General features: G+C 65.4%; 15 protein-coding genes and 3 riboswitches. Of the genes, 13 read left to right on the top strand and 2 right to left on the bottom strand.

Annotated features, from left to right (window positions below; translation table 11 throughout):
• The first annotated feature begins 18 nt into the window (after nt 1–18).
• The 6 genes from GMST_RS16230 (at nt 19) to GMST_RS16205 (ending at nt 14,282) form a co-directional block, all read left to right on the top strand.
• On the top strand, nt 19–1,098 hold the full coding sequence (locus GMST_RS16230) for a radical SAM protein (protein WP_183355744.1): 1,080 nt from the start codon (nt 19–21) through the stop codon (nt 1,096–1,098).
• 215 nt (nt 1,099–1,313) lie between these two features.
• Nucleotides 1,314–2,768, top strand: coding sequence for an NAD(P)/FAD-dependent oxidoreductase (locus tag GMST_RS16225; RefSeq protein ID WP_183355743.1), 1,455 nt, complete (start codon nt 1,314–1,316; stop codon nt 2,766–2,768).
• 430 nt (nt 2,769–3,198) lie between these two features.
• Nucleotides 3,199–3,276, top strand: a riboswitch (cyclic di-GMP riboswitch).
• A 292-nt stretch (nt 3,277–3,568) separates the two neighbouring features.
• Nucleotides 3,569–3,647, top strand: a riboswitch (cyclic di-GMP riboswitch).
• Nucleotides 3,648–4,038: 391 nt separating this feature from the next.
• Nucleotides 4,039–6,918, top strand: a complete 2,880-nt coding sequence (locus GMST_RS16220) for a CxxxxCH/CxxCH domain c-type cytochrome (RefSeq protein ID WP_183355742.1) — start codon at nt 4,039–4,041, stop codon at nt 6,916–6,918.
• A gap of 275 nt (nt 6,919–7,193) precedes the next feature.
• On the top strand, nt 7,194–12,065 hold the full coding sequence (locus GMST_RS16215) for a CxxxxCH/CxxCH domain c-type cytochrome (protein ID WP_183355741.1): 4,872 nt from the start codon (nt 7,194–7,196) through the stop codon (nt 12,063–12,065).
• A gap of 303 nt (nt 12,066–12,368) precedes the next feature.
• Entirely contained in the window at nt 12,369–13,901 is a 1,533-nt protein-coding gene (locus GMST_RS16210) for a B12-binding domain-containing radical SAM protein (protein ID WP_183355740.1), read from the top strand.
• Between the two features lie 27 nt (nt 13,902–13,928).
• A complete protein-coding gene (locus GMST_RS16205; protein ID WP_183355739.1) occupies nt 13,929–14,282 on the top strand; it encodes a hypothetical protein in 354 nt (117 codons plus the stop codon).
• Between the two features lie 371 nt (nt 14,283–14,653).
• Here GMST_RS16205 and thiC read toward each other — a convergent pair whose 3' ends face one another.
• Both thiC and thiD read right to left on the bottom strand, forming a co-directional pair.
• Nucleotides 14,654–15,961 (bottom strand): phosphomethylpyrimidine synthase ThiC, encoded by a 1,308-nt coding sequence (thiC, locus tag GMST_RS16200; protein WP_183355738.1) that lies wholly within the window; start codon nt 15,959–15,961, stop codon nt 14,654–14,656.
• Nucleotides 15,962–15,988: 27 nt separating this feature from the next.
• Entirely contained in the window at nt 15,989–17,443 is a 1,455-nt protein-coding gene (thiD, locus tag GMST_RS16195; protein ID WP_183355737.1) for a bifunctional hydroxymethylpyrimidine kinase/phosphomethylpyrimidine kinase, read from the bottom strand.
• A 231-nt stretch (nt 17,444–17,674) separates the two neighbouring features.
• Nucleotides 17,675–17,777, bottom strand: a riboswitch (TPP riboswitch).
• Nucleotides 17,778–17,941: 164 nt separating this feature from the next.
• Here thiD and alr point away from each other — a divergent pair.
• The 7 genes from alr (at nt 17,942) to GMST_RS16160 (ending at nt 25,526) form a co-directional block, all read left to right on the top strand.
• Nucleotides 17,942–19,072: an alanine racemase gene (gene alr, locus GMST_RS16190; protein WP_183355736.1), complete on the top strand. Its 1,131-nt coding sequence runs from the start codon at nt 17,942–17,944 to the stop codon at nt 19,070–19,072.
• Between the two features lie 56 nt (nt 19,073–19,128).
• Nucleotides 19,129–20,160 carry a selenide, water dikinase SelD gene (selD, locus tag GMST_RS16185; protein ID WP_183355735.1) on the top strand — a complete coding sequence of 344 codons (1,032 nt, stop codon included), beginning with the start codon at nt 19,129–19,131 and terminating at the stop codon, nt 20,158–20,160.
• Nucleotides 20,147–21,394 (top strand): ASKHA domain-containing protein, encoded by a 1,248-nt coding sequence (locus tag GMST_RS16180; RefSeq protein ID WP_183355734.1) that lies wholly within the window; start codon nt 20,147–20,149, stop codon nt 21,392–21,394. Before selD ends, GMST_RS16180 begins: the two co-directional genes overlap by 14 nt.
• A 269-nt stretch (nt 21,395–21,663) precedes the next feature.
• Nucleotides 21,664–23,229: a bifunctional phosphoribosylaminoimidazolecarboxamide formyltransferase/IMP cyclohydrolase gene (gene purH, locus GMST_RS16175; protein ID WP_183355733.1), complete on the top strand. Its 1,566-nt coding sequence runs from the start codon at nt 21,664–21,666 to the stop codon at nt 23,227–23,229.
• 108 nt (nt 23,230–23,337) lie between these two features.
• Complete coding sequence (gene purD, locus GMST_RS16170) at nt 23,338–24,609, top strand: phosphoribosylamine--glycine ligase (RefSeq protein WP_183355732.1); 1,272 nt, start codon at nt 23,338–23,340, stop codon at nt 24,607–24,609.
• A gap of 56 nt (nt 24,610–24,665) precedes the next feature.
• Nucleotides 24,666–25,172 carry a 5-(carboxyamino)imidazole ribonucleotide mutase gene (purE, locus tag GMST_RS16165; protein WP_183355731.1) on the top strand — a complete coding sequence of 169 codons (507 nt, stop codon included), beginning with the start codon at nt 24,666–24,668 and terminating at the stop codon, nt 25,170–25,172.
• A gap of 87 nt (nt 25,173–25,259) precedes the next feature.
• Nucleotides 25,260–25,526, top strand: a complete 267-nt coding sequence (locus GMST_RS16160; protein ID WP_183355730.1) for a cytochrome c3 family protein — start codon at nt 25,260–25,262, stop codon at nt 25,524–25,526.
• The last annotated feature ends 16 nt before the right edge of the window (nt 25,527–25,542 follow it).

Genomic DNA, 25,542 nt, shown 5'->3' with positions numbered 1-25,542 from the left:
AGCTAGGAGGGGAGCCCCGTGAGCCCGGCGAACCTCCTGAAACTTATGCAGGTTTTCTGGCGCATGCACCGGGGGCTCCCCACCTTCGTGAGCTACAACTCGCTCAACGCCTGCAACCAGGCCTGCCCGATGTGCGCGGTCTGGCGCCGCGACGGCGAGATGCTCTCCGTCGAGGAGCTGGAGCCGATCTTCGCCGACCTGAAGGGCTTCGGCCTCAAGGTCGCCGAGATCTCCGGCGGCGAGCCGTTTCTCAGAAAGGACATCTACCGGATCTTCGCCCTCCTGGACCGGCTCGGCTTTCTCTACACCACCGCGACCAACGGCACGCTCCTGACCCCCGAGGGGATCGAGAGGCTCAGGGAGGCCCGGGGGCTTTTGCAGGTCGCCTTCAGCCTCGACTCGCTCGACCGGGAGCGCTACGCCTTCCTGCGCGGGCGCGACCTCTTGCCCAAGGCGCTCGAGAACCTGGAACGGCTGCTTAAGGCCCGGATCCCCGCACCGGTCAAGATCAACCTGGTCATGAACCGGCTCAACTTCAGGGAGATCTGGGACTTCCTCGCCTTCGCCCGGGAGCGCGGCATCCACCTCTCGGTCTTCCCGGTGAACCAGGGGGACGGTTTCTTCCACCGGCACTCGGACCCCGAGTTCGCGGCGACCCCCGAGGAGCGCCGGGAGATGGCCGGCATCTTCCGGGAACTGGCGCGCCTGCGCCGGACCGGGGAGCCGCTTTGGGAGTACAGCGGTTTCTACGAGCGCGCCGCGGACTACGTCATGGGGAAGCCGGTGGGGCCCTGCGACGCCGGGCGGCTCTACCTCGACCTGAACGCCGACGGCCAGGTGGCGGTCTGCCTGGACCGCGATGGGGTGGGGGATATCCGCCGGGAGAGCATCGCCCAGCTCTGGCAGCGGCTCGAGGCCCAACGGGACGCGGTCCGGGTCTGCTCCACGGAGACCCCCTGTTTCTACACCTGCACCTACAACGTCTCCATCACCGCGCGCCACCAGGCCGCCTTTCTCCTGGAAACGGCCCGGGTCCGCTGGCGCCAGCTCTTGCGCGGGAAGCGGGGCGCCGGGAGCGCCGGGAACGCTGCACCTTGACGGCCGGCCCGCGCCGGAAAAGCCGCCGGGGAGAGGGGCGGGGCGTCCGCGCCAAAGCTTGCGCGCGGTGACCTGCCTGCCGCTCTGCCGGCTGCCTGCTTACCCGGGGTAAAAGCGTTTTGCCATGACAAAGCCCGCCCGTTGTCAGTAAGATACGGCAGCTGTACGGCCTTATGCCTCTCCACCCCGTTTTACTGACAGTTACACGAGGAATCATGCTGGCTGCATCCGCCTCACAAAGCACACCGGGACATCCCGAGGCAGACCCGGTCCTGGTGATCGGGGCCGGTCCCGCCGGCCTCACCGCGGCATACGAGCTCGCGCGACGCGGCGTGCCGGTGCTGGTGGTCGAGGCGGACGCAGTGGTTGGGGGGCTTGCCCGTACCGTCGAGTACCGCGGCTTTCGCTTCGACATCGGAGGGCACCGCTTCTTCACCAAGGTTCCCGCCGTCGCCGAGCTCTGGCGGGAGCTCCTGGGGGCGGACTTCCTCTCCCGCCCCCGCCTGTCCCGCATCTACTACCACGGCCGGTTCTTCGCCTACCCCTTGAAGCCCCTGGACACCCTGGGGAACCTGGGGCTTTGGGAAAGCCTGCGCATCCTGGCGAGCTACCTGTGGCGCAAGCTCTTCCCGATCCGCCCGGAAGAGAGCTTCGAGGACTGGGTCTCGAACCGCTTCGGCCGGCGCCTCTACGAGACCTTCTTCAGGGCCTACACCGAAAAGGTCTGGGGGATCTCCTGCCGCGAACTGAGCGCCCAGTGGGCCGCCCAGCGCATCCGGGGGCTCTCGGTGCGCACCGCGCTTTTGAACATGTTTCCCGGGATCTCCTCCGGCAAAGGGAGCGCCCTCAAGACGCTTACCGAGCGCTTCGACTACCCGAGGCTGGGTCCCGGGATGATGTGGGAGGCCCTGGCCGAAGCCTCGCGGGCCTTGGGGGGGAAGCTCCAGCTCGAAAGCCGGGTCACCCGGATCTTCCACGACGGGAGGCGGGTCCAGGCGGTCGAGGTGGCGCAGGGGGGGCGGCTTATGCGGCTTTCGGCCCCCCGGGTCATCGCCACCTTGCCCCTTAAAGAGCTGGTGCTTGCGCTCTCTCCCGAGCCCCCGCCCGAGGTGCTTGCCGCCGCGGGGCGCCTGCGCTACCGCGACTTTTTGATGGTGGCGCTCATCGTGGAGAACCCGGAGATCTTCCCGGACAACTGGATCTACATCCACGACGACAGCGTCCGGGTGGGGCGGATCCAGAACTTCAAAAACTGGAGCCCTGACCTGGTCCCCAACGCCCGGCAGAGCTGCCTGGGGCTCGAGTACTTCTGCTTCGAGGGGGACGAGCTCTGGAGCCTGCCGGACGGGGTGCTCATCGACCTGGCCCGGCGCGAACTGGCCGCCATCGGTCTCGCCGAGCCGGAGCTGGTGGTCGAGGGGCGGGTGGTGCGCATGCCCAAGGCCTACCCGATGTACGACGCGGGGTCGCTCGAGGCGCTGGGGGTGCTGCAGGAGTACCTGGAGCGGTTCGAAAACCTGCAGCCGGTGGGGCGCAACGGCATGCACAAGTACAACAACATGGATCACTCGATGCTGGCGGCCCAACTGGCGGTCCGCAACATCTTCGGGGAGCGCCACGACCTTTGGAGCGTGAACAGCGACAGCGAGTACCTGGAGGAGAGCCGGTGAAATGACGGGGTTCGGTGATATGACGGAAAAAGCTACGCCAAATGCCGGGGCGCAGCTGGCGTGCCGGTCGCCGGAGAGGGCGGGAGGTGTCCCCTGCCAAGCAGCCGGCGACGCGTTGGTCGCTCCCGGGAAGGTGCGGCCGCTCGCGCCGTGAATCCGTAAGCTTAGCGGGGAGGGATGCTCGGAAAACGGAGCCTTGGCCCTGCTCGGGGAGGAGGCGAAATAGTCAGCTTGGGTAAGTTTTGGCGGCGATCTTGCAACGTATACGCGGCGCTGTCCCGACCAAGCGGATCAAAAAGAGCCGAAACTCCGGCAGGTTCGCCGGTTCGGGCAGACAGGCTTATTAAAAAAATATAATTTAAAAAACGTTGCAGCGATAAAACGTTTTTTGTATTTTCTCTAGCATCGCGTAACATCTTCACCACGCCGATAACGATAAGACTAAACCATCCGTGAGGGTGGGGCGGAAAGCCTAGGGTCTTCAAGTCAAGACAGCCGGGATGCCGAAATATCATAACTGATATAAAGCACCCGGCTTTTTCGTGTCCGCTCGGGACGAAAAAGCCGGACCGCACCCCCACGGAGAGGTCCCTTCCTGCAGCGCCGGCAACGGCCGCTACCTGAAACCTCCCCGAAACCTGCAACCAGTAATCAACTACCTTGGCCCCGGTGAGCCACCTTGGGCCGTACCAGGATTCAGGAGGAAGTGCCCGAGCTTATGTAGCCGACGCCACGAGCAAGGACAACACGCCTTACCTGCCTGACGCAGTCCGCACCGCGCTCAGGTCATGTGTAGCGATACACGATAAGACTAAACCATCCGTGAGGGTGGGGCGGAAAGCCTAGGGTCTTCATAGCCAAGACAGCCGGGATGCCGAAATATCGGAACATTCGATATGCGGCCCCGGCTTTTTTTTGTTTCCCGCCGGTGATTTAGTGCAATCCTGTCAAGGCAATTCCTCTGTAGTTTCATATGGTTGTGCTCGCAGATCCCCGACGTGGGGCACCGCGAGTTCCCGAAAAAACACGGCACTGTCGAATTCCTCCGCGGGCCCCACGGGTTGCCCGCACCGCTTGTTTCGTCACCTTCAGCGCCGACGCCGGTCTTTAGGGTCATGGTGGATAGCCGGTAACCCTGAACCGAACCGATCGCCGGTAGCGGCTGCGCCTCCTCGGTGTAAGTTGCCATGTAAATTGCCAGATTTTTCTATTGTTTCGCTGGAGTACCGAGCCTTGTGGAGTCACCCCACAAAAGTCAAAGGAGGAGTAGATGAACAACCGTAGAAGAGGAGCATTCGGGGCGGTCCGGGCGGCAGCAGCGCTGCTGTCGTTGGGACTTGCCCTCGCCTGGGCAGGCATCGCCCAGGCACAGCCGCAATACAACCTGTCCTGTATTGCCTGTCACCAGATGCCGCCGCTCGATTCGGGGACGGCCAAGAAGAACCCCTACACCGGCGCAGTCCCGGGCAACCACCAGGGCCACGCCAGCGCTAGCGTGTCAAGCTGCGTGACCTGCCACGGCCCCGGGGTTACCAGCTACACCTCAGGCCACCGCAACAAGGTGATCGAGCTCTCGGACTCGATCGGCTACAGCCGCAAGGCGGTCGGGGTCTTCCTGAACCAGACCTCGGTCCCCCCGACCATCCTCGGGAGCTGCTCGGCGGTCGCCTGCCACTCGGACGGCAAAGGTAACCTGAAGGCGACCCCGGCCTGGGGCGCCGCGGCTTTCCAGGCCCCCGCGGACTGCGGCCAGTGCCACGGCAACGCGCCTGCTACCGGTAACCACCCGGTCACCGGCTCGAAGCACGCCGCCTACTTCGGCACCGGCACCGGCTCCTGCGCGAAGTGCCACGCCGACCACACCGTCGACGCGAAACCGTTCGCCCACGCCTCGAGCGCCGGGCACCGCGCCATCCAGGTGCAGTTTGCCGGCGGCGGGAGCTTCGCGGGGACCAGCTGCTCCACGGTCTACTGCCACTCAAACGGCAAGGGGACCTTCGCGACCGCGACCTGGGGCGCCACCCTGGACTGCGCGGGGTGCCACGGCAGCGCCACCTCGACCGGGGCAGCCGCCCTCTCCGCGAAACACGCCCTGCACGTGAACAACGCCGCGGTCCTGGGCACCAACTACGGCTGCGTCGAGTGCCACTCGGCCACCGCGAGCTCCAACACGGCGATTGCCGACGTCACCAAGCACGCCAACGGCAGCGTCGACCTGGCCGGCACCCGCGTCGGGACCGTCTCGGCCGGCTCCTGCGCCACCTCCTACTGCCACTCGGACGGCAAGGGGACCCAGAAGACCGTGACCTGGACCCAGACCCAGACCCTGGACTGCAAAGGGTGCCACGGCTCCGATGCCGCCCCCGCCTTCGCCTCGGTCGCCGGCGAGCCTAACTACGCCAACGCAGGCTCCGGCGTGGCCCGCGCCAACAGCCATAAAAACCACGTCGCAGCGGCAGCAGACTGCCAGAACTGCCACGCCACCACCACTGCGGACGGCCTCTCCATCAAGGCCGGCGCAACCGCCCACACCAACAGCGTGATCGACGTGGTGGCGGGCAACGGCAAGAGCTTCACCGTCTCCGGCAAGACCTGCTCCAACGTAAGCTGCCACAGCGGCAACGGCATCATCGCCAACGTGGCCGCCGCCACCTGGGGCGCCTCGCTTGGGTGCGCCGGCTGCCACGGCGACGCCACGACCCTCGCCACGAACGCCCACGCGAAGCACGTCTCGGGCAAGGGGTACGCCTGCGCCACCTGCCACTCCTCCACCGTGACCGGCTCCACCACCATCGCGAACCCCGCGCTGCACGGTGACGGCCTGGTCGAGGTAGCCGGCAGCTTCACCTACACCGCGGCCGCCAAGAGCTGCTCCACCGCCGCCTGCCACGGCTCCTCGACCCCGTCCTGGACCAACACCGCCTCCGGCGCCTGCGGCTCCTGCCACGCGGCGCTCTCCACCACCGGCGGCGTGATCGCCACCAACGGCCACGGCGCCCACTTCACGGCCGCCTACGGCCCGGCCATGTCGGCGAGCTCGGCCACCAGCTGCGCCGTCTGCCACATCTACACCACCGACACCGCCACCACCCACGTCGACGGCACTGTGCAGCTCGCCGCCGGCTTCAATAAGGTGGGGACCTGCACCGGCTGCCACCAGCAGTCGACCACCTGGACCGGCGGGCGCGTCAGCTGCGAAAGCTGCCACTCCACCGCCGGCGGGGCCCTCTCCGTCATCGGCGGCGTGACCGCTCCCGACAAGACCCTCGCCGCCACCAAGGGGCACGGCCGCACCGGCATCGCCCAGGCCTGCACCGCCTGCCACGACAACTCCGGGAGCCACATCTCGGGTGTCCTGGGCGACAACAACCGCCTGCTCTCCGGGCTTACCGGCGCCGCCAACCAGGAGTGCAACTACTGCCACAACAACGCAGCCAAGGTCACCCCGCAGCACCTGAACATGCAGGTCCACGTCGGCTCGGGCGCCACCTGCGCCGCCTGCCACGACGCCCACGGCACCGCCAACGCCAACATGGTGGCCACCAGCATGAACGCTACCAGCGTGAGCTTCTCAGGGACCGACTTCGTGAACACCCAGGGGACCGGCGTCTGCCAGGCGTGCCACACCGCGACCCTCTACTTCAAGAAGGGTGTGAACGAGACCAACCACCCGACGACCAACTGCCTCGACTGCCACGCGCACAACGCCACAAGCGGCACGGCCTTCGAACCCAACCGCGCCTGCGACTCCTGCCACGGCTACCCGCCGGCTCCCAGGAAGACCCTCACGGCCGTCAGCTTCGGCGTGCAGGGGAACTGGTCCAGCGCCCGCTTCGAGGACTACTCGGGTGGCGGCGGCGCCCACGTGGTCGCCGGCCACATCCCGAAGAACGCCAAGGCCTCCGACGGCTGGACGAACTGCATCCCCTGCCACGCAGGCGGTGCTGCAGCACACGCCAAGGTGATCCCGGCCAGAAGCCACGTCGAAAACGTCTCGGTGAAGATCGATCCGAAGTACCGCTTCAGCAACGACGTGCTGACCTCCTACACCTCCGCCAAGCTGGTCTCCGGCGGGGCCAACAAAACCGGCAGCTGCTTCAACGTAAGCTGCCACTTCGCACCGACTCCGAAGTGGAGCACCGAGCGATAGTATTTGTCAGCTTTACTTAGTGGAAAGTAATGGTATACACCTTACCGGTGGGGGCCTGCCCCCCACCGGTACTCTCAGAAGAAAAGCTGTGACAGTCATCCCTGATCCCTATGACAGTAACCTGGGAAACCTTTGAGAATAAATGCCCAAATCTGTGACTACAGGGCCCCGAGCTATGAAAAAATTCCGGACGGCGAAGTTCTCGGCCTGTCCCGGTTGCAACTAAAAAGTTTAATGGATCTAGTGTCAGTTGTTATCAAGACAAGGAGTAGAATATGACGAGCTCCAACAAGGTGGTTTGGCCCAATCTGCGAGTGGTAGCATCCCTTCTGAGTTTCGGGGTGGCACTCATCTTCGGTACCTCGGCGCAGGCTGCACCGCAGTACGTCTATGACTGCACCTTCTGCCACACCATGCCGCCGCTCGACTCGGCGACGGGCAAGCGCGAACCGGCCACCGGCGCCGTGAAGGGCAACCACCAGAGCCACGCGGGGGCGACCGCCGCCACCTGCGTCAAGTGCCACGGTCCGGCTCTGACCGCCACCGGACACCGGGACAAGCTGATTCAGGTGCAGGGGAACATCAACAATTCGCCCCTGGGGGGGACCTACAGCAGGACCTTCTTCAACCAGACCTCGGTGCCGCCCAACCCGTTGGGGACCTGCTCCAATGTGAACTGCCACTTCGAGCGGACCACGCCGGCCTGGGGGAGTGTCGCCTACAGCACCCCGACCGACTGCGCGAGCTGCCACGGGGCGCCGCCGTCCGGCGGGAACACCGGTGCGGCCGGGAGCCACGCGCGCCACGACGCCTACTTCAGCGGCGCCGCCCAGTGCGTGAAGTGCCACCCGAACCGGCTCGGCGAGGCGAAGCCCTTCGCCCACGCCACCAGTGCCGTCAACGCGAAGATCAAGGTGAGCCTCACCGACCCCGCGGGGCTCGCTTCGGGGAGCTACTCCGGGACCGGGGCGAACTTCCTCCCGAGCCAGAGCGCCGCGCAGGTCTTCGGCTCCTGCTCCAACAACTACTGCCACTCCTCGGGTAACTTAAACGTCGCCGCGGCGAACCTCCCGGCGCTCTACGCGGGCTCGAGCTACGCCGCCCCGACCTGGGGGAGCGGCGCCCTGGCCTGCAACGCCTGCCACGGCCGCTCCACCACCAACGGGGCCCCCGACTACACCAACGCCGGCACCCCGGGGAGCGCCACCTCGAACAGCCATACCCGGCACGTCTCGGGGAGCAACATCACCTGCAACGAGTGCCACGAGCGCACCACCAAGAACAACACCTCGATCCGCACCACCACGCTCGCCGTGCACGTGAACAAGGCGGCCGACGTCTTCTTCAACCTCTCCGGGGCCAACAAGACCGCCACCTACAACGCGGCGGTGGGGAGCAAGAGCTGCTCCAACACCTACTGCCACGGCACAGCCGCCATCCAGTGGGGCGGGGCGTCGCTTACCTGCGCCTCCTGCCACGGGGCGAGTAACGCCGACCTCTCCGGCGGCACCACCGCGGGACACGGCATCCACGTCGCCACCGCGACAGCCTTCACCACCATGACCGGCAACAGCCGCTCCACGGCCAGCGTCTACGTCTACTCCTGCAAGAGCTGCCACCCGACCGCCTCGCACGCCACCGGCGCCGCCAGCGCGCTCTCCGCGGCCCAGGTCGGCGGCACGGCCATCACTACCGCGCAGTACGCGGCGGGGGCCACCTCGCTCACCGACACCAAGGGGTTCAAGTACACCAACGGTTCCTGCTCCACCAACAACTGCCACTCGAACGGCCGCGGCGGCGCACCGCTTACTACCGCTTCCTGGAGCGGCACGGCGACCACCACCTGCCTCGCCTGCCACGACACCAAGCAGACCGGCGCCACCGCGAGCACCCTCTCCGCGCGCCACGACCGCCACATGAACCCGACGACCAACGCCCTTATCGGCCTCAACAACGGCTTTAACTGCGTGGACTGCCACGCGAAGACCGTCTCGGCCAACACCACGGTCTCCGACAAGACCAAGCACGTAAACGGCTTCGTCGACTACTCCGGCGTGAAGGCCGGCGGCAGCGCCCGCTACAACGCGACCACCAAGATCTGCTCCAACGTCTACTGCCACTCAAACGGCAACCCCGGCGCGCTGGTCTTCGTCAACATGACCGGCTCCAAGGCCTGGGGCGGCACCGCGGCCCTGGGGTGCAACGGCTGCCACGGCCGCTCGAGCGCCCTCGGCGCGCCCGACTACGCAAACGGCGGCGCGGTACCTGCGACCACCGCCAACAGCCACGCGAAGCACGTGGCCGGCGCCGCCGACACCACGGTCTGCGCCTCCTGCCACGTGAAGACGGTCAACGCGACCGTGGGCGGGCGCTTCAAGGACTACTCCGCGGCCAACTACCACTTAAACCGCACCCCGAACGTCTACTTCTCGGCCGCCAAGGCCGGGGCTGCTGCGGCCTGGGTGCAGTCGACCGGAACCTGCAACAACGTCACCTGCCACGGCGGCAACGCGGTGGTCTGGGGCACGACCCTCAACTGCCAGGATTGCCACGGTAACGGCGCGACCGCGAGCGTGGCCGACTTCGGCGCCACCTTCTGGAACAACGGCACCATCTCCAAGTTCCAGATGACCGGCACTGGCTCCTGGGCCGGCAACGGCCACGGCCTCGCCTCCGGCAGCTACGCCGGCTCCGCGAACCCGGCCGCCAACTTCGGCGCCGTCACCAACCAGTGCGAGTTCTGCCACGACTCAACCGTCGGGCACAACGTCGCCACCAACCCGTTCCGCCTGAAGAACTACTCCACCGCAGCCTACGGCCGCAACGCGGTCTGCCTGGTCTGCCACTCGGCCACCGGCGCCGGGGTCACCCTCAGCACCACGCTCAAAAAACGCACCACCTCGAAGGCCGTGGAGGCCGACCACTACGGCGCGAAGCACGGCGCCTCCAACTCGGGCGGCCAGTTCTGCTGGGACTGCCACGAGCCGCACGGTACCGGCCTCAACACCGCTGCTGCCGCGAACCAGTACATGGTCCGCAACAACCCGGCACGTGTGTCGAACCGCGCCACCGGTGCGCCGACCACCCAGACCGCGACCGGCGTCGTCTTCACCCTGTCGGCTACCCCGACCGGCACCGACTACGCGAAGAGCGCGACGCCGTTTAACGGCATCTGCAACGTCTGCCACAGCTCGACCAGCCACTACACCCAGACCGCGGGCGACGCCCACAACTCGGGGAGCCGCTGCACCTCGTGCCACGGCCACGCCGGCTCGACCCACGGCTCCGACGCCTTCACCCCGGCAGGCGGCGGCATTTCCTCCGGCGGCAGCTCCTGCTTCGGCTGCCACAGCGAGTACCAGGCAGCCATGAGCATCACCGGCGCCAGCCGCACCTCGAGCTACCACCACGTCCTGGGTACCAGCGCCACCGACATCGGAGACCAGGCACCGAACGCCGGTACCTATCCGACCAGCACCACCAACGTGTACTGCACGTCGTGCCACACCGACCACAACTACTTCAACAACGGCGGCACCGTGACCACCAAGGCCGCCAACCTGAGGACCGACATCGCCAACGCCTCGGGTGCCGCCCCGACCAACACGGACTTCCTGGCGACCGGCACCTACGGCATCTGCGTCTCCTGCCACACCGCGTCCCTCACCAGGGATACCACCAACCAGGCGGCGGGCGGCGTCGCCACCACCCCGGTCATCTCCGGGGCGACCTTCGCCGCGAGTATGCACAACTACACCACCATGTCGTCCTTCGGCACCCAGAACTTCGCGGCCAACTGCGTGAAGTGCCACAACGACGAGCAGACCAAGACCAAGCAGACCTCGACCAACAAGTTCGGTCCGCACTTCAGCGCGTCGGTGAGCCTCTTGGACGACCTGGGTACCGGGACCAACGCCCAGTACCGCGAGCAGTACATGTGCTTCCGCTGCCACAGCCAGGTAACCGACACCGCCCTGGGTGGCACGCTGAAGAAGACCAACGGCAAGGACTGGTTCGGCTCCAACACCATGAGAAGTGCCGCCGAGGATACCTTCAAGTCCTTCACCTCGGCCGGCCGCAGCCCGCGCCACAAGATCTCGAAGTACACCGGCCTGCACAAGGCCAACGAGACCCTGGCCGACATCGCACTCAGCAGGCACGTGGAGTGCGCTGACTGCCACAGCCCGCACGCGGCCAAGTTCGGCAACCACTCCACCAGCCAGCCGACCACGGCACGCGGGCTGAGGGCAAACACCATCGCCGGCGCCCTCACCGGTGCAACCGGCGTCACCGTCACCACCTGGGCTGCCGCCTCGCCGACCACCGCCTGGGGCGTAAGCGCCAACACCTACGGCCAGACCGGCACCACGGCACTCCCCGCGGCGACCATGGAGTACCAGGTCTGCTTCAAGTGCCACTCCAAGGCGATGGGGGCCACCGGCTGGTTCAAGAACATGACCAGCGCCGGCCAGATGGGTGGCAAGAACCAGACCTGGACCGACCTGGCGGTGGAGTTCAACCCGAACAACGCCTCCAGGCACCCGATCGGGACCGCCCTGGCCACCGCGAACCGCCTCACCGCGGCACGGCTCTCCGGCGGTTGGAAACCGGGCGACGTCATGACCTGCACCGACTGCCACAACACCGACTCCACCGCATCGAAAGGTCCTCACGGCTCTTCCGTCAAGTGGATGCTCGCCGGTGTCAACAAGGCCTGGCCGTACAATACCGCGGCCGGTAACGGCGGAACTTCGGGCACTCCGTTCACCCCCGCTACCTACACCACCAACCAGGGGACCAACAACGGCCTGTTCTGCATGAACTGCCACACCATCCGCCCGGCCACCGGTGGCAACGCCTGGCATACCCAGAGCAACGTGACCGGCGGCCAGCACGGCAGCAACACTACCATCATGGCCTGTGTTTCCTGCCACATCAGGGTGCCGCACGGCGGGAAGATCTCGCGCCTGCTGCAGACTTCCGGCTCCCCGCTGCGCTACCGCTCCAACGGTAACGGCGCCAGCTCGAACTTCGCCAACTGGGGCAGCTCGACCACCAACATCAAGGGGTCGACCTTCTCCAACGCCAACTTCAAGTCGTCCTGCAGCGAGCACAGCAGCGGCGGCACCGGCGGCGAGGCCTGGTAGCCAACCCGTAGTACCTAGCAGCAACCATGGCCGGGGAGCGATCCCCGGCCATTTCTCTTTGGCCGCAAAGCGACTCTATCCACTCGGGCCTCGGGGGCTTGGGACTGTAACAGACGAGGCCTTCCATTAGCACAGGTCGCAGTTGGCGATATTCATCGTCGTCAATTCGCAAACGCTTACACAGTCTTGCAGATCAAAATTTTTACTGACAAAGTAACCTTAACAACGTAAGATTACTGTCACTGTATCTATTCCAGTTTCTGTCCTTTGAGCTGCAGGCATGTTTCCAAAAGGAGCAGTCTTATGAGCATCAAACGGGTGGCTCTGATCACACCGCCGTACCACTCCGGAGTCGTGGAATCTGCCGGAACCTGGCTCAACGTAGGCTTCGTCTACATCGCCGGATCGCTGCGTGCCGCAGGGTACGAGGTCGACTACTACGATGCGATGTCCTTGTGGCACAAATGGCCCGACATCGAGGCGCGCATCCGTGCCTTCAACCCCGACGTGGTAGCCACGACCTCGTTCACCGCCTCCATCGCCCATGCGCTGGAAGTGACCGCACTGGCCAAACAGATCAACCCGGAGGTCGTTACGGTGCACGGCAACGTGCATGCCACCTTCTGCTACGACGAGATCCTCAAGGAAGAACACGATACGGTCGATTTCGTGGTGCGCGGCGAGGGGGAAGTGACCCTGGTGAAGCTTCTGGACTGCCTCAACGCCAAGGGGGATCCCTCCACCGTTCCCGGGCTTGCCTTCTGGCGCGACGGCGGCGTGGTTGTGACCCCGAAGGCGGCCCCGATCCAGGACCTGGACGCGCTCCCCATGGCGTGGGACCTGGTGGAGTGGCCCATCTACAGCTACCGTGCCAAGAACAACGCGCGCCTGGCCATCGTCTCCTCCTCGCGCGGCTGCATGGAGAAGTGCTCCTTCTGCTCCCAGCAGCTCTTCTGGGCCCAGTCCTGGCGTGCCCGCAGCGCCGAGAACTTCGTGGCCGAGCTGGAGCTTTTGCGCGACAGCTACGGCGTCGAGGTGGCGATGCTCTCCGACGAGATCCCGACCCTGGACCGGGAGCGCTGGGTGCGCATCCTCGACCTGATGATCGAGCGCAAGGTGGGGGTGAAGCTCCTCATGGAGACCCGGGTGGACGACATCCTGAGGGACGCCGACATCATGGACCGCTACCGCGAGGCGGGGGTGGAGCACATCTACGTGGGGGTCGAGGCGGGGGACCAGGCGACGCTCGACCTCTTCAACAAGAACACCAAGGTGGAGCAGTCCAAGCAGGCGATCGACATCATAAACGGCGCCGACATCGTCTCGGAGACCTCCTTCGTCCTGGGGATGCCCGACGACACGCCGGAGTCGATCGCGGCGACCATCGAGCTCGCCAAGCACTACAACCCCGACATGGGCTTCTTCCTGGCGATCGCCCCCTGGCCCTACGCCGAGCTCTACCCGGAGCTCGAGCCCTACGTGGCGACCAAGGACTACCGCAAGTACAACCTGGTCGAGCCGGTCATCAAGCCTAAGAACATGACCCTCGAGGAACTGGAGCGCGAGCTGGGCAAGGCGAGCCAGAAGTTCTTCATGCACAAGTTCCAGAACCTGCACAAGCTCTCCCCCTGGAAGCAGGAGTTCATGCTTTCGGTGCTCGACCTGTTGATGAACCACAGCTACCTGGCGGGGCAGATGAAGAGCGCCATGAAGCAGGAGGGGAAGGAGATGCCGCCCGAGGTGCGGGAGCTTCTAAAGACCGTGAAGGGGATGCAGCCGCCGCACAAGCCGGCGGGGAAGGGCGGGCATCCGCACACCTGCGCGCCGATCCCGTAGCGAACGCCGAGACCAACAGGAGCCGCTTTGGAGAGCATCAAGAAAATCGCCGTCGTGTTAAACGGCTTCATCCACGACTTCGCCACCGGTTACTGGCTGTCCGACCTGATCGCCATCTACCTGCTGCACGGCTACCGTGCCGGTGAGCCGGCCCTTGCCGGGACCATCGCGGGAATCGAGCGCTTCTTCTTCTGGAACAGCGTGGGGGCCGCAGTCACCATCTTCGCGACCGGCGGCATGCGCACCTTCACCTACGTGGACAACTTCTACGGCCCCGAGGCCGAGAAGACCCGGCGTAAGATGCTGGTGATCAAGCACGTCCTGCTCTTCGCTATTGTAGTCGGCGGGAGCTGGTGGGGGTACCTGACCGCGTTCAGCTGATAACTTTTTTTGCCACGGAGACACGGAGCACACGGAGAAAGGCGAAACACCGAGTAAGCATGGTTCAGATGCTCGGCAGGTCAGAGCAGAGCTAACCACTACACGAACGAGCCATCAAGAACATCAACTACAGCAAAAATAAACTGGTTCGGCCTATGGCGCTAACGCTTCAGGCCGGGCCAGTTTTCTTTTGTGGCGCCGGTTTGCTCCACTGCTGCCTTGAGCTTTCCTGGCAGTAACCTTAAGACGTTGCCTTTGCCTGGTTTCCTCCGTGTGCTCCATGCCTGCGTGGCAAAAAAATCCCAAAAAACAAAAGCCGCCGGCCCATCTGGGTCCGGCGGCTTTTTACTGTCCTCGTGTGCTCTCCGACGCTACGCGGCGGCGTTCGCCTTCTCGCGCTCGGTGGCGTCGTCCATCACCTTGTAGGCGCAGAACTCGCCGCACATGGTGCAGGCACCGTGGTCGGCCACGCCGGACTCGGCACGCAAGCGGCGCGCCTTTTCCGGGTCGATCGCCAGGGCGAACTGCCCCTCCCAGTCGAGTTTCTTGCGGCAGCGCGCCATCTGGTTGTCCCGCTCCATGGCCCCCTTGACCCCCTTCACGATGTCGGCCGCGTGGCCGGCGATGCGGCAGGCCATGACCCCTTCGCGCACGTCCTCCACGCTGGGGAGCCGCAGGTGCTCGCTCGGGGTCACGTAGCAGAGGAAGTCGGCCCCGGCGGAGGCCGCGATGGTGCCGCCGATCGCCGAGGTGATGTGGTCGTAGCCCGGCGCGATGTCGGTCACCAGCGGCCCCAGGACGTAGAAGGGGGCGCCGTGGCAGAGGCGCTTTTGCAACAGGATGTTCGCCTCGATCTGGTTCAAGGGCATGTGCCCCGGCCCCTCGATCATCACCTGTACCCCGTACTCCTGGGCGCGCTGGGTCAATTCCCCCAAGAGGATCAGCTCGTGGATCTGGGCGCGGTCCGTGGCGTCGGCCAGGCACCCCGGACGGAAACCGTCACCCAGGGAGAGCGTCATGTCGTAGGCCTTGGTGATCTCCAAGAGGCGGTCGAAGTGCTCGAAGAGCGGGTTTTCGGCGTTGTTGTGGGCCATCCACTCGATGGTGAAGGCGCCGCCGCGCGAGACCACGTCCATGATGCGCCCTTCGCGGCGCATCCGCTCCACCGTGGCGCGGGTAACGCCGCAGTGCACGGTGATGAAGTCGACGCCGTCCTCGGCGTGCTTGATGACCCCCTCGAAGATGTCGTCCACCGTCATGTCGACGATCGCCTTCTTCTTGGTGCGCACCGCGTCGAGCGCCGCCTGGTAGAGGGGGACCGTGCCGATGCAGGCCGGGGTCTCGGCGATGATGGCGCGCCGGATCTCGTCCACGGGGCCGCCGGTGGAGAGGTCCATGAGGGCGTCGGCGCCGGCCGCCACCGCCACGCGGGCCTTCTCGAGCTCCTTGTCGATGCTGAGGTCGTCGGCCGAGCTGCCGATGTTGGCGTTCACCTTGGTCCTAAGGCCCTTGCCGACGGCAAGCGGGGTGCCGTTTGCGTGCTTTATGTTGTGGCAGATGATGATGTTGCCTGCCGCGATGCCGGCCCGGATGAATTCGGGCTCCACCCCTTCGGCTTGGGCGGCCTGGCGCATCTTGTCGGTGATGATCCCCTTGCGGGCGTTTTCGAGCTGGGTCATGGCTACTCCTCGTTGAATGCCGAGTCCTTAGGCCTCGGATGGATCTTTGGCTGCCAGGTAGTGATTGACGGGGCCGTGCCCCCGCCCCATGGGGTGGGAGAACTTGATGGCCCGGGTGATGAACTGTTTGGCGCGCTCCACGGCGACCGGCAGCGGCTCCCCTTGCGCCAGGTAGCTTGCGATGGCCGAGGCCAGGGCGCAACCGGTGCCGTGGGTGTGCCGGGTCAGGGTGCGCGGCGCAGAGAAGCGGGTGAAGCTGACACCGTCGAAGAGGAGGTCGGTCACCTCCCCCTCGTTTTGGTGCCCACCCTTGACGAGCACGTTGCGGGCGCCCATGAGGTGCAGGGTGCGCGCGGCGAGCTCCATCCCGGCACCGTCGACGATGGGGAGGCCGGTGAGCCGCTCGGCCTCCGGGATGTTCGGGGTGATCAGGTAGCAAAGCGGGATCAGGCGCCGCTTCAAAACCGCGAGCGCCTCGTCTGCCAGGAGCGAAGCCCCCCCCTTGGCGCTCATCACCGGGTCGAGCACGCTGATCCTAATCCGGTGCGCCAGGAGCTGGTCGGCCAGCACCTCGGCGTTTTCCGGCGCGAAGAGCATGCCGATCTTGACCACGTCCACCGGCAGGTCCGAGAGCACCGCGTCGAGCTGCTCGGCGAGGAACTTGGCGGAGACCGGTTCGACGGAGGAGACCCCGCGCGAGTTCTGGGCCGTGAGGGCGGCAATGGCGCTCGCGGCGTAGCTCCCCAGGAGCGTGATGGTCTTCAGGTCCCCCTGGATCCCGGCGCCCCCGCCCGAATCCGAGCCCGCCACGGTGAGCACCGAGCCGCGCGGGTAGGGGGCGCGCCGGTTGAAGAGAAGCGCCATTTCGGTGGCGGCGATTCCGGGAGTGCGGTTGGAGAGGATCGCGGAGATCACCGCGACCGCGTCGGCACCCTGGTCGATGACGGCGCCCGCGTTGTCCCGGTTGATGCCGCCTATCGCCACCACCGGGATCGAGAGCTCCCGCTTCAGGAGCGCGATCCCCTCGGGGCCGCGGACGGCGGGAACCTCCTTGCTGGCGGTGGGGTAGATGGCGCCGTAGCCTACGTAGTCCGCCCCGGCCTCCTGGGCGGTGAGTGCCTCTTCCAGCGAGTGGGTGGAGACCCCGATGATCTTGCCGGGGCCGAGCGCCGCGCGGGCCTGGGCCGGGTCGCCGTCGTCCTGTCCCAGGTGGACGCCGTCGGCGTCGAGGGCGTGGGCGAGTTCCAAGTCGTCGTTGACGATGAAGCAGACCTTGAAGCGGGCGCAGATCGCCTTGAGCTCCGCGCCGATCATCAGGCGTTCGCGGTACTCGCGCACCTTGTCGCGGTACTGCAGGACGCTCACCCCGCAGGAAAGCGCCTCGCGCACCCGTTCCAAGAGGCGCTCGCCCTGGTCCGTGATCAGGTACAGGCCGCTTATCTGGTTCTGCTTCGCGCTATGGTCGACCACGAGTTTGAGCACGGCATTCCTTTAGAAACTATCGCCACGGAGGCACGGAGGTCACGGAGAAAAACCCAAAGCCTAAACGTTAGGCGAGAGAACCTGAACAAGGAAAGAGCAGAGGCGAGGTTTCCAACCGTCCTTTCCCGGTTTCAGGTTTTCTCCGTGTGCTCCGTGTCTCCGTGGCAAAAAGCCTTTTCAAACGAAAAAAAGCCGTGACGGAAAAGGGTCACGGCTCCGGGGTCTGGATGGACGGAGTGCGCGCCGCTTCCCTACGCCGGTTTTACCCGGATCAGGTTCAAAGGGTCTCAGGCATCGCCTGTCTCAGTTCGTGCGAACTCCCCCAGCTGGCTGACGGACAACGTTAAAGTATACACGTCGTAAAGTCAACAGATTTCAGGTTTTTGCCTTTACAGCGGCACTCAGAAATGGTAGATATCCCCTTAATGACCAACGCCCCGGGGTGAGTTTCGCCCGGGGCGTTTCAACTCCAACTCTCAATGAGATGTGGCAGGTACTATGGACAGTCGTCCCACGGTCGCCGAAATAGATCTGGCAGCGCTGCGTCACAACTTTTCTGTCATCACCAAGAGCAAACCCAAAGGGTGCGGCGTGCTCGCCGTGGTGAAGGCCGACGCCTACGGCCACGGCTTCATGGACATCGCCCAGGAGCTCGAGTCCCTGGGGGTCACCGCCTTCGGGGTCGCCTTCCTGGCCGAGGGGATCCAGCTCAGGAAAAGCGGCATCGACCGCCCGATCCTGATCCTTGGGGGGATCTATCCCGGCCAGGAGCGCAAGTGCGTCGGGTTCAACATCTCCACGGCGGTATTCACCCTGGAGCAGGTGCAGGCGCTCAACGACGCGGCCGGCAAGCTCTACCGCAAGGCGAAGATCCACGTGAAGATCGACACCGGCATGGGGCGCCTGGGGATCTCCCACCATGAGTCGGAGGCCTTCTTCGGGGCCCTGAAAGGGTTCAAGAACATCGAGCTGGAGGGGATCTTCTCCCACTTCGCCTCGGCCGACGAGCTGGACGAGGACGGCAAAGAGTACACCCAGCGCCAGGTGGAGTATTTCACCAACGCCTTGAAGCACGCAAAGGCCGCCGGTTTCGCCCCGGGCTACGTGCACATCGCCAACAGCGCGGCGGCTCTCTCCCTCGAGCTCCCCTTTTGCAACCTGATCCGCCCGGGGATCACCATGTACGGGGTGCTCCCGTCCCCCGACTTCCACGGAATGGCGGCCCTGAAGCCGGTCATGCGCCTGAAAAGCGTGGTGGCGATGCTCAAGTGGGTGGAGCCGGGGACCAGCATCAGTTACGGCAGGCGCTACACCGCGCAGGAAAAGCGGCTCATCGCCAGCGTCCCCATCGGTTACGCCGACGGCTACAGCCGCTCGCTCACCAACAAGGGCGAGGCCTTGGTGCGCGGGAAAAGGGCGCGGGTCGCGGGGACGGTCTGCATGGACTGGATCATGCTCGACGTGACCGACATCGCCGGGGTAGCCGTGGGGGACGAAGTGACCCTCTTGGGGCCGGACCCGATGGGGGGGTGCATCAGCGCCGAGGAGCTCGCCGAGGCAGCCGGCACCATCCCCTACGAGATCTTCTGCGGCATCAGCAAGAGGGTGCCGCGCATCTACCTGAGGTAGCACGCAAGATCGAACCGATCCGACTGATCGGACCGATGAACAAAAGGACACCAACCATGCCGGAAAAAATCAGGCTCACCCAGATGGTGCAGGCGGCCGGTTGAGCCGCCAAGCTGGGCCCGGCGGGCCTGGAAGAAGCCATTGCCGATTTGACTCGCTCGGATGACCCGAACCTGATCGTGGGGGTGGAGGGGGCCGAGGATGCGGGGGTGTACCGCATAGGGGAGAGCCTCGCCCTGGTGGAGACCACCGACATCATCACCCCGCTGGTGGACGACCCGTTCAACTTCGGCCGCATCGCCGCGGCAAACGCACTCTCCGACGTCTACGCCATGGGGGGCAAACCGGTCACGGCGATGAACCTCGCCTTCTTCCCGGCCTGCTCGCTCCCCAACTCGGTCTTGGCCGCCATCCTCGCTGGCGGCTCGGACGCGCTCAGGGAGGCGGGCGCCTGCCTGGTGGGCGGCCACACGGTCGAGGACCAGGAGCTTAAGTACGGCCTGGCGGTCACCGGGCTCATCGACCCGGCGCGCCTGGTGCGCAACTCCACCGCCCGGCCGGGCGACTTGCTGGTGCTCACCAAGCCGCTGGGAACCGGCATCGTGTCGACCGCCATCAAGGCCGAGATGATACCCGAGGCACTGGAGGCCGAGGCGATACGCTGGATGACCCAGTTAAACGCCGCTGCCGCCGAACGGATGCTGGCCGCCGGCGCGACTGCCGCCACCGACGTCACCGGCTTCGGCTTCATCGGGCACGCCTGCGAGATGGCCGTGGGGGCCAACGTCACCTTCCGGATCGAGCTGGACCAGGTTCCCGTCCTCCCCGGCCTCGAGGCGCTGATCATGGACGGCCTGATCCCCGCCGGCTGCTACCGAAACCGAGACCACTACTCGCACCTCGTCTCCGGCCTGGTAGGTGATCGGCTCCTGCCGCTTTTCGACCCCCAGACCTCCGGAGGGCTGCTCATCGCCCTGCCTCCCGAGGGCGCCAAGGAGTTCCTGGCGCGCAGCGCGGACGCGGGGGGCTTTGCCGCCTGCATCGGGGTCGTGGAACCCCATGACGGAAGCTTCCTTGACTTCTACTAATCCCCTCGCGGTCGCCTTCGACCTCGGTACCACCACCATAGCCGCGTCCCTGGTCGATCTCGCCACGGGCGCGCGGCTTGCAGCAACCTCCTCGTTGAACCCGCAGCGCCCCTGGGGAGCCGATGTCCTCTCCCGCCTCCAGGCGGCCGCCGATCCTCTTGTCCTTGCTGCCCTGAAGGAGACCCTCGCCGCCGAGATGGAACGGATGGCCGAGGAGCTTTTGGCGCGTGTCGGCGCCTGGCCGCAGCAGTTCACTCGGGTGGCCCTTGCCGGGAATCCGGCCATGGAGCAGATCGCGCTGGGGCTTCCTTCCGCGTCGCTTGCCTATCCCCCGTTTCGTCCCCAGTTCAAAAGCGCCCGCGAGGCAGCCACCGGAGAACTCGGGTGGCGGCGCGACCTGCCGGCGTTCCTGTTTCCCCTTCCCAGCGGCTTTGTCGGCGGCGACCTGGTCGCCTTTCTCTACGGCTGCCGCGACAGCGCGCGCCCCGGCACCCTCTACCTCGACCTGGGGACCAACGCCGAGATGGCGATCTTCGACGGGGAGCGCTACCTGGCGACCTCCGCGGCCGCCGGTCCCGCCTTCGAAGGGGGGAATCTCAGTTGCGGCATGGCCGCGCTCCCCGGCGCCATCGCCGGAGTCTCCCTTGAGGGGGACCGGCTGAAACTTGCCACCATCGGCGGCGCTCCGGCGCGCGGCATCTGCGGGTCCGGTGTGCTTGAGGCGGTCGCGGCGCTTTTGGAAGCTGGCGTGATCGATCCTACCGGGCGGATCAAGGCTCCCGGGGAGATCGGTTCCAACCTGGCGAACCGGATCCAGGAGGTCGAGGGGGGCACCGCCTTTGTGCTGCACCGCGACGCCAAGGCGACCGTCTACCTCAGCCAGGAGGACATCCGGGCCCTGCAACTCGCCAAGGGTGCGCTGAAGGCCGGGATGGAGATCCTGCTGGCCCGGGCCGGCCTTGGTTTCGAGACCCTTACGCGGGTCGTTCTGACCGGTTCGTTCGGTGCCGTCTTGGCGCCGCAGGTCCTAAAAACCGTTGGAGTTTTCAACAAAAACATGGTAATAGTCTCGGGTTTTATCAGGGAAGGTGCCCTCTGCGGTGTCGAGCGCTTTTTGCTGGAGCCGGAGGGGGAGAGGGCGCTGGAAGAGTTCAGCGCCGGAATCAAGGTGCTCCCCTTATCCGGGACCGCCGCCTTCGAGAAACGCTTCCTCGCCAACCTGAATTTCGACTAACGGCAGGCTGTGCCACGGAGGCACGGAGCACACGGAGAATGGCGAGAAAAGTCTCCGGTGGCTCACGTCTTCCCGCTCGATGCCTGGAACACAGTAAGGCAGCAAAACCTACTTCAGGTTTTTCCTCGGTGACACTCTCGGGTTTCCCTCAGTGTCCTCTGTGTTGAGTCGCTTGACTGTCTTCGCTTTTCTCCGTGCGCTCCGTGTCTCCCTGGCACCAGCGCTTTTTCGATTTTGGTCTACATCATCAGGTAAAAAAGGAGCTTTATATGGCAAAGATTGGTCGCGCGCTCATCAGCGTATCGGAAAAGACCGGCGTGCTCGATTTCGCCCGGGCCCTCTCCGGGTACGGCGTCGAGATCCTCTCCACCGGCGGCACCGCGAAGCTTTTGCGCGACGCCGGCATCCCGGTCAAGGACGTCTCGGAGTTCACCGGGTTCCCGGAGATGCTGGACGGTCGCGTGAAAACCCTGCACCCGAAGGTGCACGGCGGCATCCTCGGGATGCGCGAGAACCCCGCACACGTCGCCAAGATGCAGGAGCACGGCATCGAACCGATCGACATGGTGGTGGTGAACCTCTACCCGTTCGAAGCGACCGTGGCCAAGGAAGACTGCACCATGGAAGACGCCATCGAGAACATCGACATCGGCGGCCCGACCATGCTGCGCTCCGCCGCCAAGAACAACCGCGACGTCACCGTCATCGTCGACCACGTTGACTACCAGGCGGTGCTCGACGAGATGCAGGCATCGGGCGGGGCGGTCTCCCGCGAGACCAACTTCCGCCTGGCGGTCAAGGTCTACCAGCACACCGCGGCCTACGACGGCGCCATCTCCAACTGGCTCGGCGCGCGCCTCGGCGCGGAAGTCGCTCCCTACCCGCAGACCCTCACCATGCAGTACCAGCTGGCCCAGGGGATGCGCTACGGCGAGAACCCGCACCAAGGCGGCGCCTTCTACGTCGAGAAGGGGGCCAAGGAGGCCTCCATCTCCACCGCGCGCCAACTCCAGGGGAAAGAGCTCTCCTACAACAACATCGCCGACACCGATGCCGCGCTCGAGTGCGTGAAGCAGTTCAGCGAAGGGCCGGCTTGCGTCATCGTAAAGCACGCGAACCCCTGCGGCGTCGCCCTGGGCGCCAACATCCTCGAGGCCTACGAGGCTGCCTACCAGACCGACACCGAGTCCGCCTTCGGCGGCATCATCGCCTTCAACCGTGAACTGGACGAGATCACCGCGCGCACCATCGTGGATCGCCAGTTCGTCGAGGTGATCATCGCACCCAAGGTCTCCGAGGCTGCCGGCGAGGTGGTTGCCGCCAAGAAGAACGTACGCCTTCTGGAGTGCGGCTTCTGGCCCGAGACCCCGGCTGCCCGTCTCGATTTCAAGCGCGTCAACGGCGGCATCCTGGTGCAGGACGCCGACCTGGCGCTCTTCGAGCAGCTCAAGGTGGTAACCAAGAGAAGCCCGTCCGACAAGGAGATGGAAGACCTGCTCTTCGCCTGGCGCGTCGCGAAGTTCGTGAAGTCCAACGCCATCGTCTACGCACGGGGCAACTCCACCGTCGGGGTGGGCGCCGGCCAGATGAGCCGGGTCAACTCGGCGCGCATCGCCGCCATCAAGGCGGAGCACGCCGGGATCCCGGTACAGGGTGCCGTGATGGCTTCCGACGCCTTCTTCCCGTTCCGTGACGGTCTGGACAACGCCGCGGCAGCCGGCATCACCGCGGTGATCCAGCCCGGCGGCAGCATGCGCGACGCCGAGGTCATCGCCGCCGCCGACGAGCACAACATCGCCATGGTGTTCACCTCGATGAGGCACTTCAGGCACTAAGAATCGGGGACTAGGGACTAGGGACCAGGGGCTAGAGAACCGATTCGTTTCCGGTTTTTTCCAGTCCCCAGCCCCTGGTCCCTAGCCCCTGCCTTTAAAGGAGAAGTCATGAACATTCTGGTAATAGGGAGTGGCGGCAGGGAGCACGCGTTGGTCTGGAAAATCGCCCAGTCCCCGCTGGTTGAGAAGCTGTACTGCGCCCCGGGGAACCCCGGCACCGCGCAGCTTGCCGAGAACGTGAACATCGCCGTGGACGACCTGCCGGCGCTTCTGGCCTTTGCCAAGGGAAAAGAGATCGGACTCACCGTGGTCGGCCCGGAGCTGCCGCTGTCGCTTGGGCTCGTCGACCTCTTCGAGGAGAACGGCCTGAAGGTCTTCGGCGCCCGCAAGAACGCCGCTCTCATCGAGGCGAGCAAGGCGTTCTCCAAGGACCTCATGCACAAGTACCAGGTCCCGACCGCGGCCTACGGCGTCTTCACCGAGGTGGACAAGGCGATCGCCTTCATCGATCAGACCGGCATCCCCATCGTCATCAAGGCCGACGGGCTCGCCGCGGGCAAAGGGGTGATCATCGCCCAGAACCGCGAGGAGGCGGTGGCCGCGGTAACCGACATGCTCTCCGGCAACGCCTTCGGCTCGGCCGGTTCCCGCGTGGTCGTCGAGGAGTTCCTGAAAGGGGAGGAGGCCTCCTTCCTCGCCTTCACCGACGGCAAGAACATCATCCCGCTGGCGAGCGCCCAGGACCACAAGGCGGTCTTCGACGGCGACCAGGGGCCCAACACCGGCGGCATGGGGGCCTACTCCCCCGCCCCGGTAGTGACACCCGCCATCCACGAGAAGGCGATGGCCGAGGTGATGCGGCGCACCGTCGATGGCCTGGCGGCCGAGGGGCGTACCTACAAGGGGGTGCTCTACGCCGGGCTCATGATCGACGGGGAAAGCGTGAAGACCCTCGAGTTCAACGCCCGTTTCGGCGACCCGGAGTGCCAGCCGCTTTTGATGCGCATGAAGTCCGACATCGTGCCGGTGCTTCTGGCGGTCGCCGACGGGGACCTCTCCGGTGTCGAGATCGAGTGGCACGACAAGGCGGCCGTCTGCGTCGTGATGGCGGCAGGGGGATATCCCGGCGACTACAAGAAGGGAGACCGGATCTCCGGTTTGGGCGAGGCTGCTCAGGTCGAGGACCTGGTGGTGTTCCATGCCGGCACCAAGAGCGACCAGGGCGGGATCCTCACCAACGGCGGCCGCGTCTTGGGGGTAACGGCGCTGGGCACTACCGTGCCCGAGGCGATCGAGCGGGCCTACCAGGGGGTGGCGAAGATCTCCTGGCCCGAAGTGCACTACCGTAAAGACATCGGCGCCAAAGCCGTGAACCGGTAAACCGAAACAGCCCTTTTTGACGCGGGGCCGCTTTTGATTTTCAAGGAGTGATACCTATGAGCAATCCCCTCGTTCTTATCGTCATGGGCAGCGATTCCGACCTCCCCACCATGGAGGAGGCGGCCAAGATCCTCACCGACTTCGGCGTCCCCTTCGAGATGCGCATCTCCTCGGCGCACCGCTCCCCCAAACGCACGGCGCAGCTCGCCGCCGAGGCCGCGGACCGCGGCGTGAAGCTCATCATCGCCGCAGCCGGCATGGCCGCCCACTTGGCCGGCGTCATCGCCGCGGAAACCACCCTGCCGGTCATCGGCGTCCCCATGGGGGGCGGCGCACTCTCCGGCATCGACGCCCTCTACGCCATGGTCCAGATGCCGGGCGGCATCCCGGTCGCCACCATGGCCATCGGCAAGGCCGGCGCCAAAAACGCCGGTCTCTTCGCCGTCCAGATCCTCGCACTGCAGCACCCGGACTTCGCCGCCAAGTTCGTCGCCTACCGCGACAAAATGGCCGCCGAGGTGGAACAAAAAGATGCGGCTCTCCAGGCCGCAAAAGCCCATTAAACGTAGCATTTGCGGCCTTTTTGCTTGACAACCAGCACGGGCTTGTATACTTTCTCCGCATATCAATTACCTATGGAGGGAAAGCTAATGAAGAAAATTGTTGCTGCAGTAGCTTTGACGCTCGCTTTTGCTGTGTCCGCCTTCGCTGCGGATTCCGTGGTGTACCCCGCTAAAAACGGCAACGTGACCTTCAACCACAAGGCACACAGCACCAAGATGGAGTGCAAAGCCTGCCACGAGGGCGCTCCCGCTAAGATCGCCATCGACAAGGACGTGGCTCACAAGCTCTGCAAAGGCTGCCATGCAGACAAGAAAGCCGGCCCGACCAAGTGCGGTGAGTGCCACAAGAAGTAATCCCCCACAAGGGTAA

Source organism: Geomonas silvestris (assembly GCF_014193515.1).
In the GTDB taxonomy this organism is placed as follows: domain Bacteria; phylum Desulfobacterota; class Desulfuromonadia; order Geobacterales; family Geobacteraceae; genus Geomonas; species Geomonas silvestris.
Note: the sequence above shows the minus strand (reverse complement) of the source record. Positions and strands in the feature narration are given on the sequence as shown.

What these genes read in the sequence shown, in the direction of transcription:
- GMST_RS16160 (WP_183355730.1), top strand. Translation starts at nt 25,260, where the DNA reads ATGAAGAAAATTGTTGCTGCAGTAGCTTTGACGCTCGCTTTTGCTGTG.
- GMST_RS16220 (WP_183355742.1), top strand. Translation starts at nt 4,039, where the DNA reads ATGAACAACCGTAGAAGAGGAGCATTCGGGGCGGTCCGGGCGGCAGCA.
- purH (WP_183355733.1), top strand. Translation starts at nt 21,664, where the DNA reads ATGGCAAAGATTGGTCGCGCGCTCATCAGCGTATCGGAAAAGACCGGC.
- thiC (WP_183355738.1), bottom strand. Translation starts at nt 15,961, where the DNA reads ATGACCCAGCTCGAAAACGCCCGCAAGGGGATCATCACCGACAAGATG.
- GMST_RS16210 (WP_183355740.1), top strand. Translation starts at nt 12,369, where the DNA reads ATGAGCATCAAACGGGTGGCTCTGATCACACCGCCGTACCACTCCGGA.
- purD (WP_183355732.1), top strand. Translation starts at nt 23,338, where the DNA reads ATGAACATTCTGGTAATAGGGAGTGGCGGCAGGGAGCACGCGTTGGTC.
- GMST_RS16215 (WP_183355741.1), top strand. Translation starts at nt 7,194, where the DNA reads ATGACGAGCTCCAACAAGGTGGTTTGGCCCAATCTGCGAGTGGTAGCA.
- purE (WP_183355731.1), top strand. Translation starts at nt 24,666, where the DNA reads ATGAGCAATCCCCTCGTTCTTATCGTCATGGGCAGCGATTCCGACCTC.
- alr (WP_183355736.1), top strand. Translation starts at nt 17,942, where the DNA reads ATGGACAGTCGTCCCACGGTCGCCGAAATAGATCTGGCAGCGCTGCGT.
- GMST_RS16225 (WP_183355743.1), top strand. Translation starts at nt 1,314, where the DNA reads ATGCTGGCTGCATCCGCCTCACAAAGCACACCGGGACATCCCGAGGCA.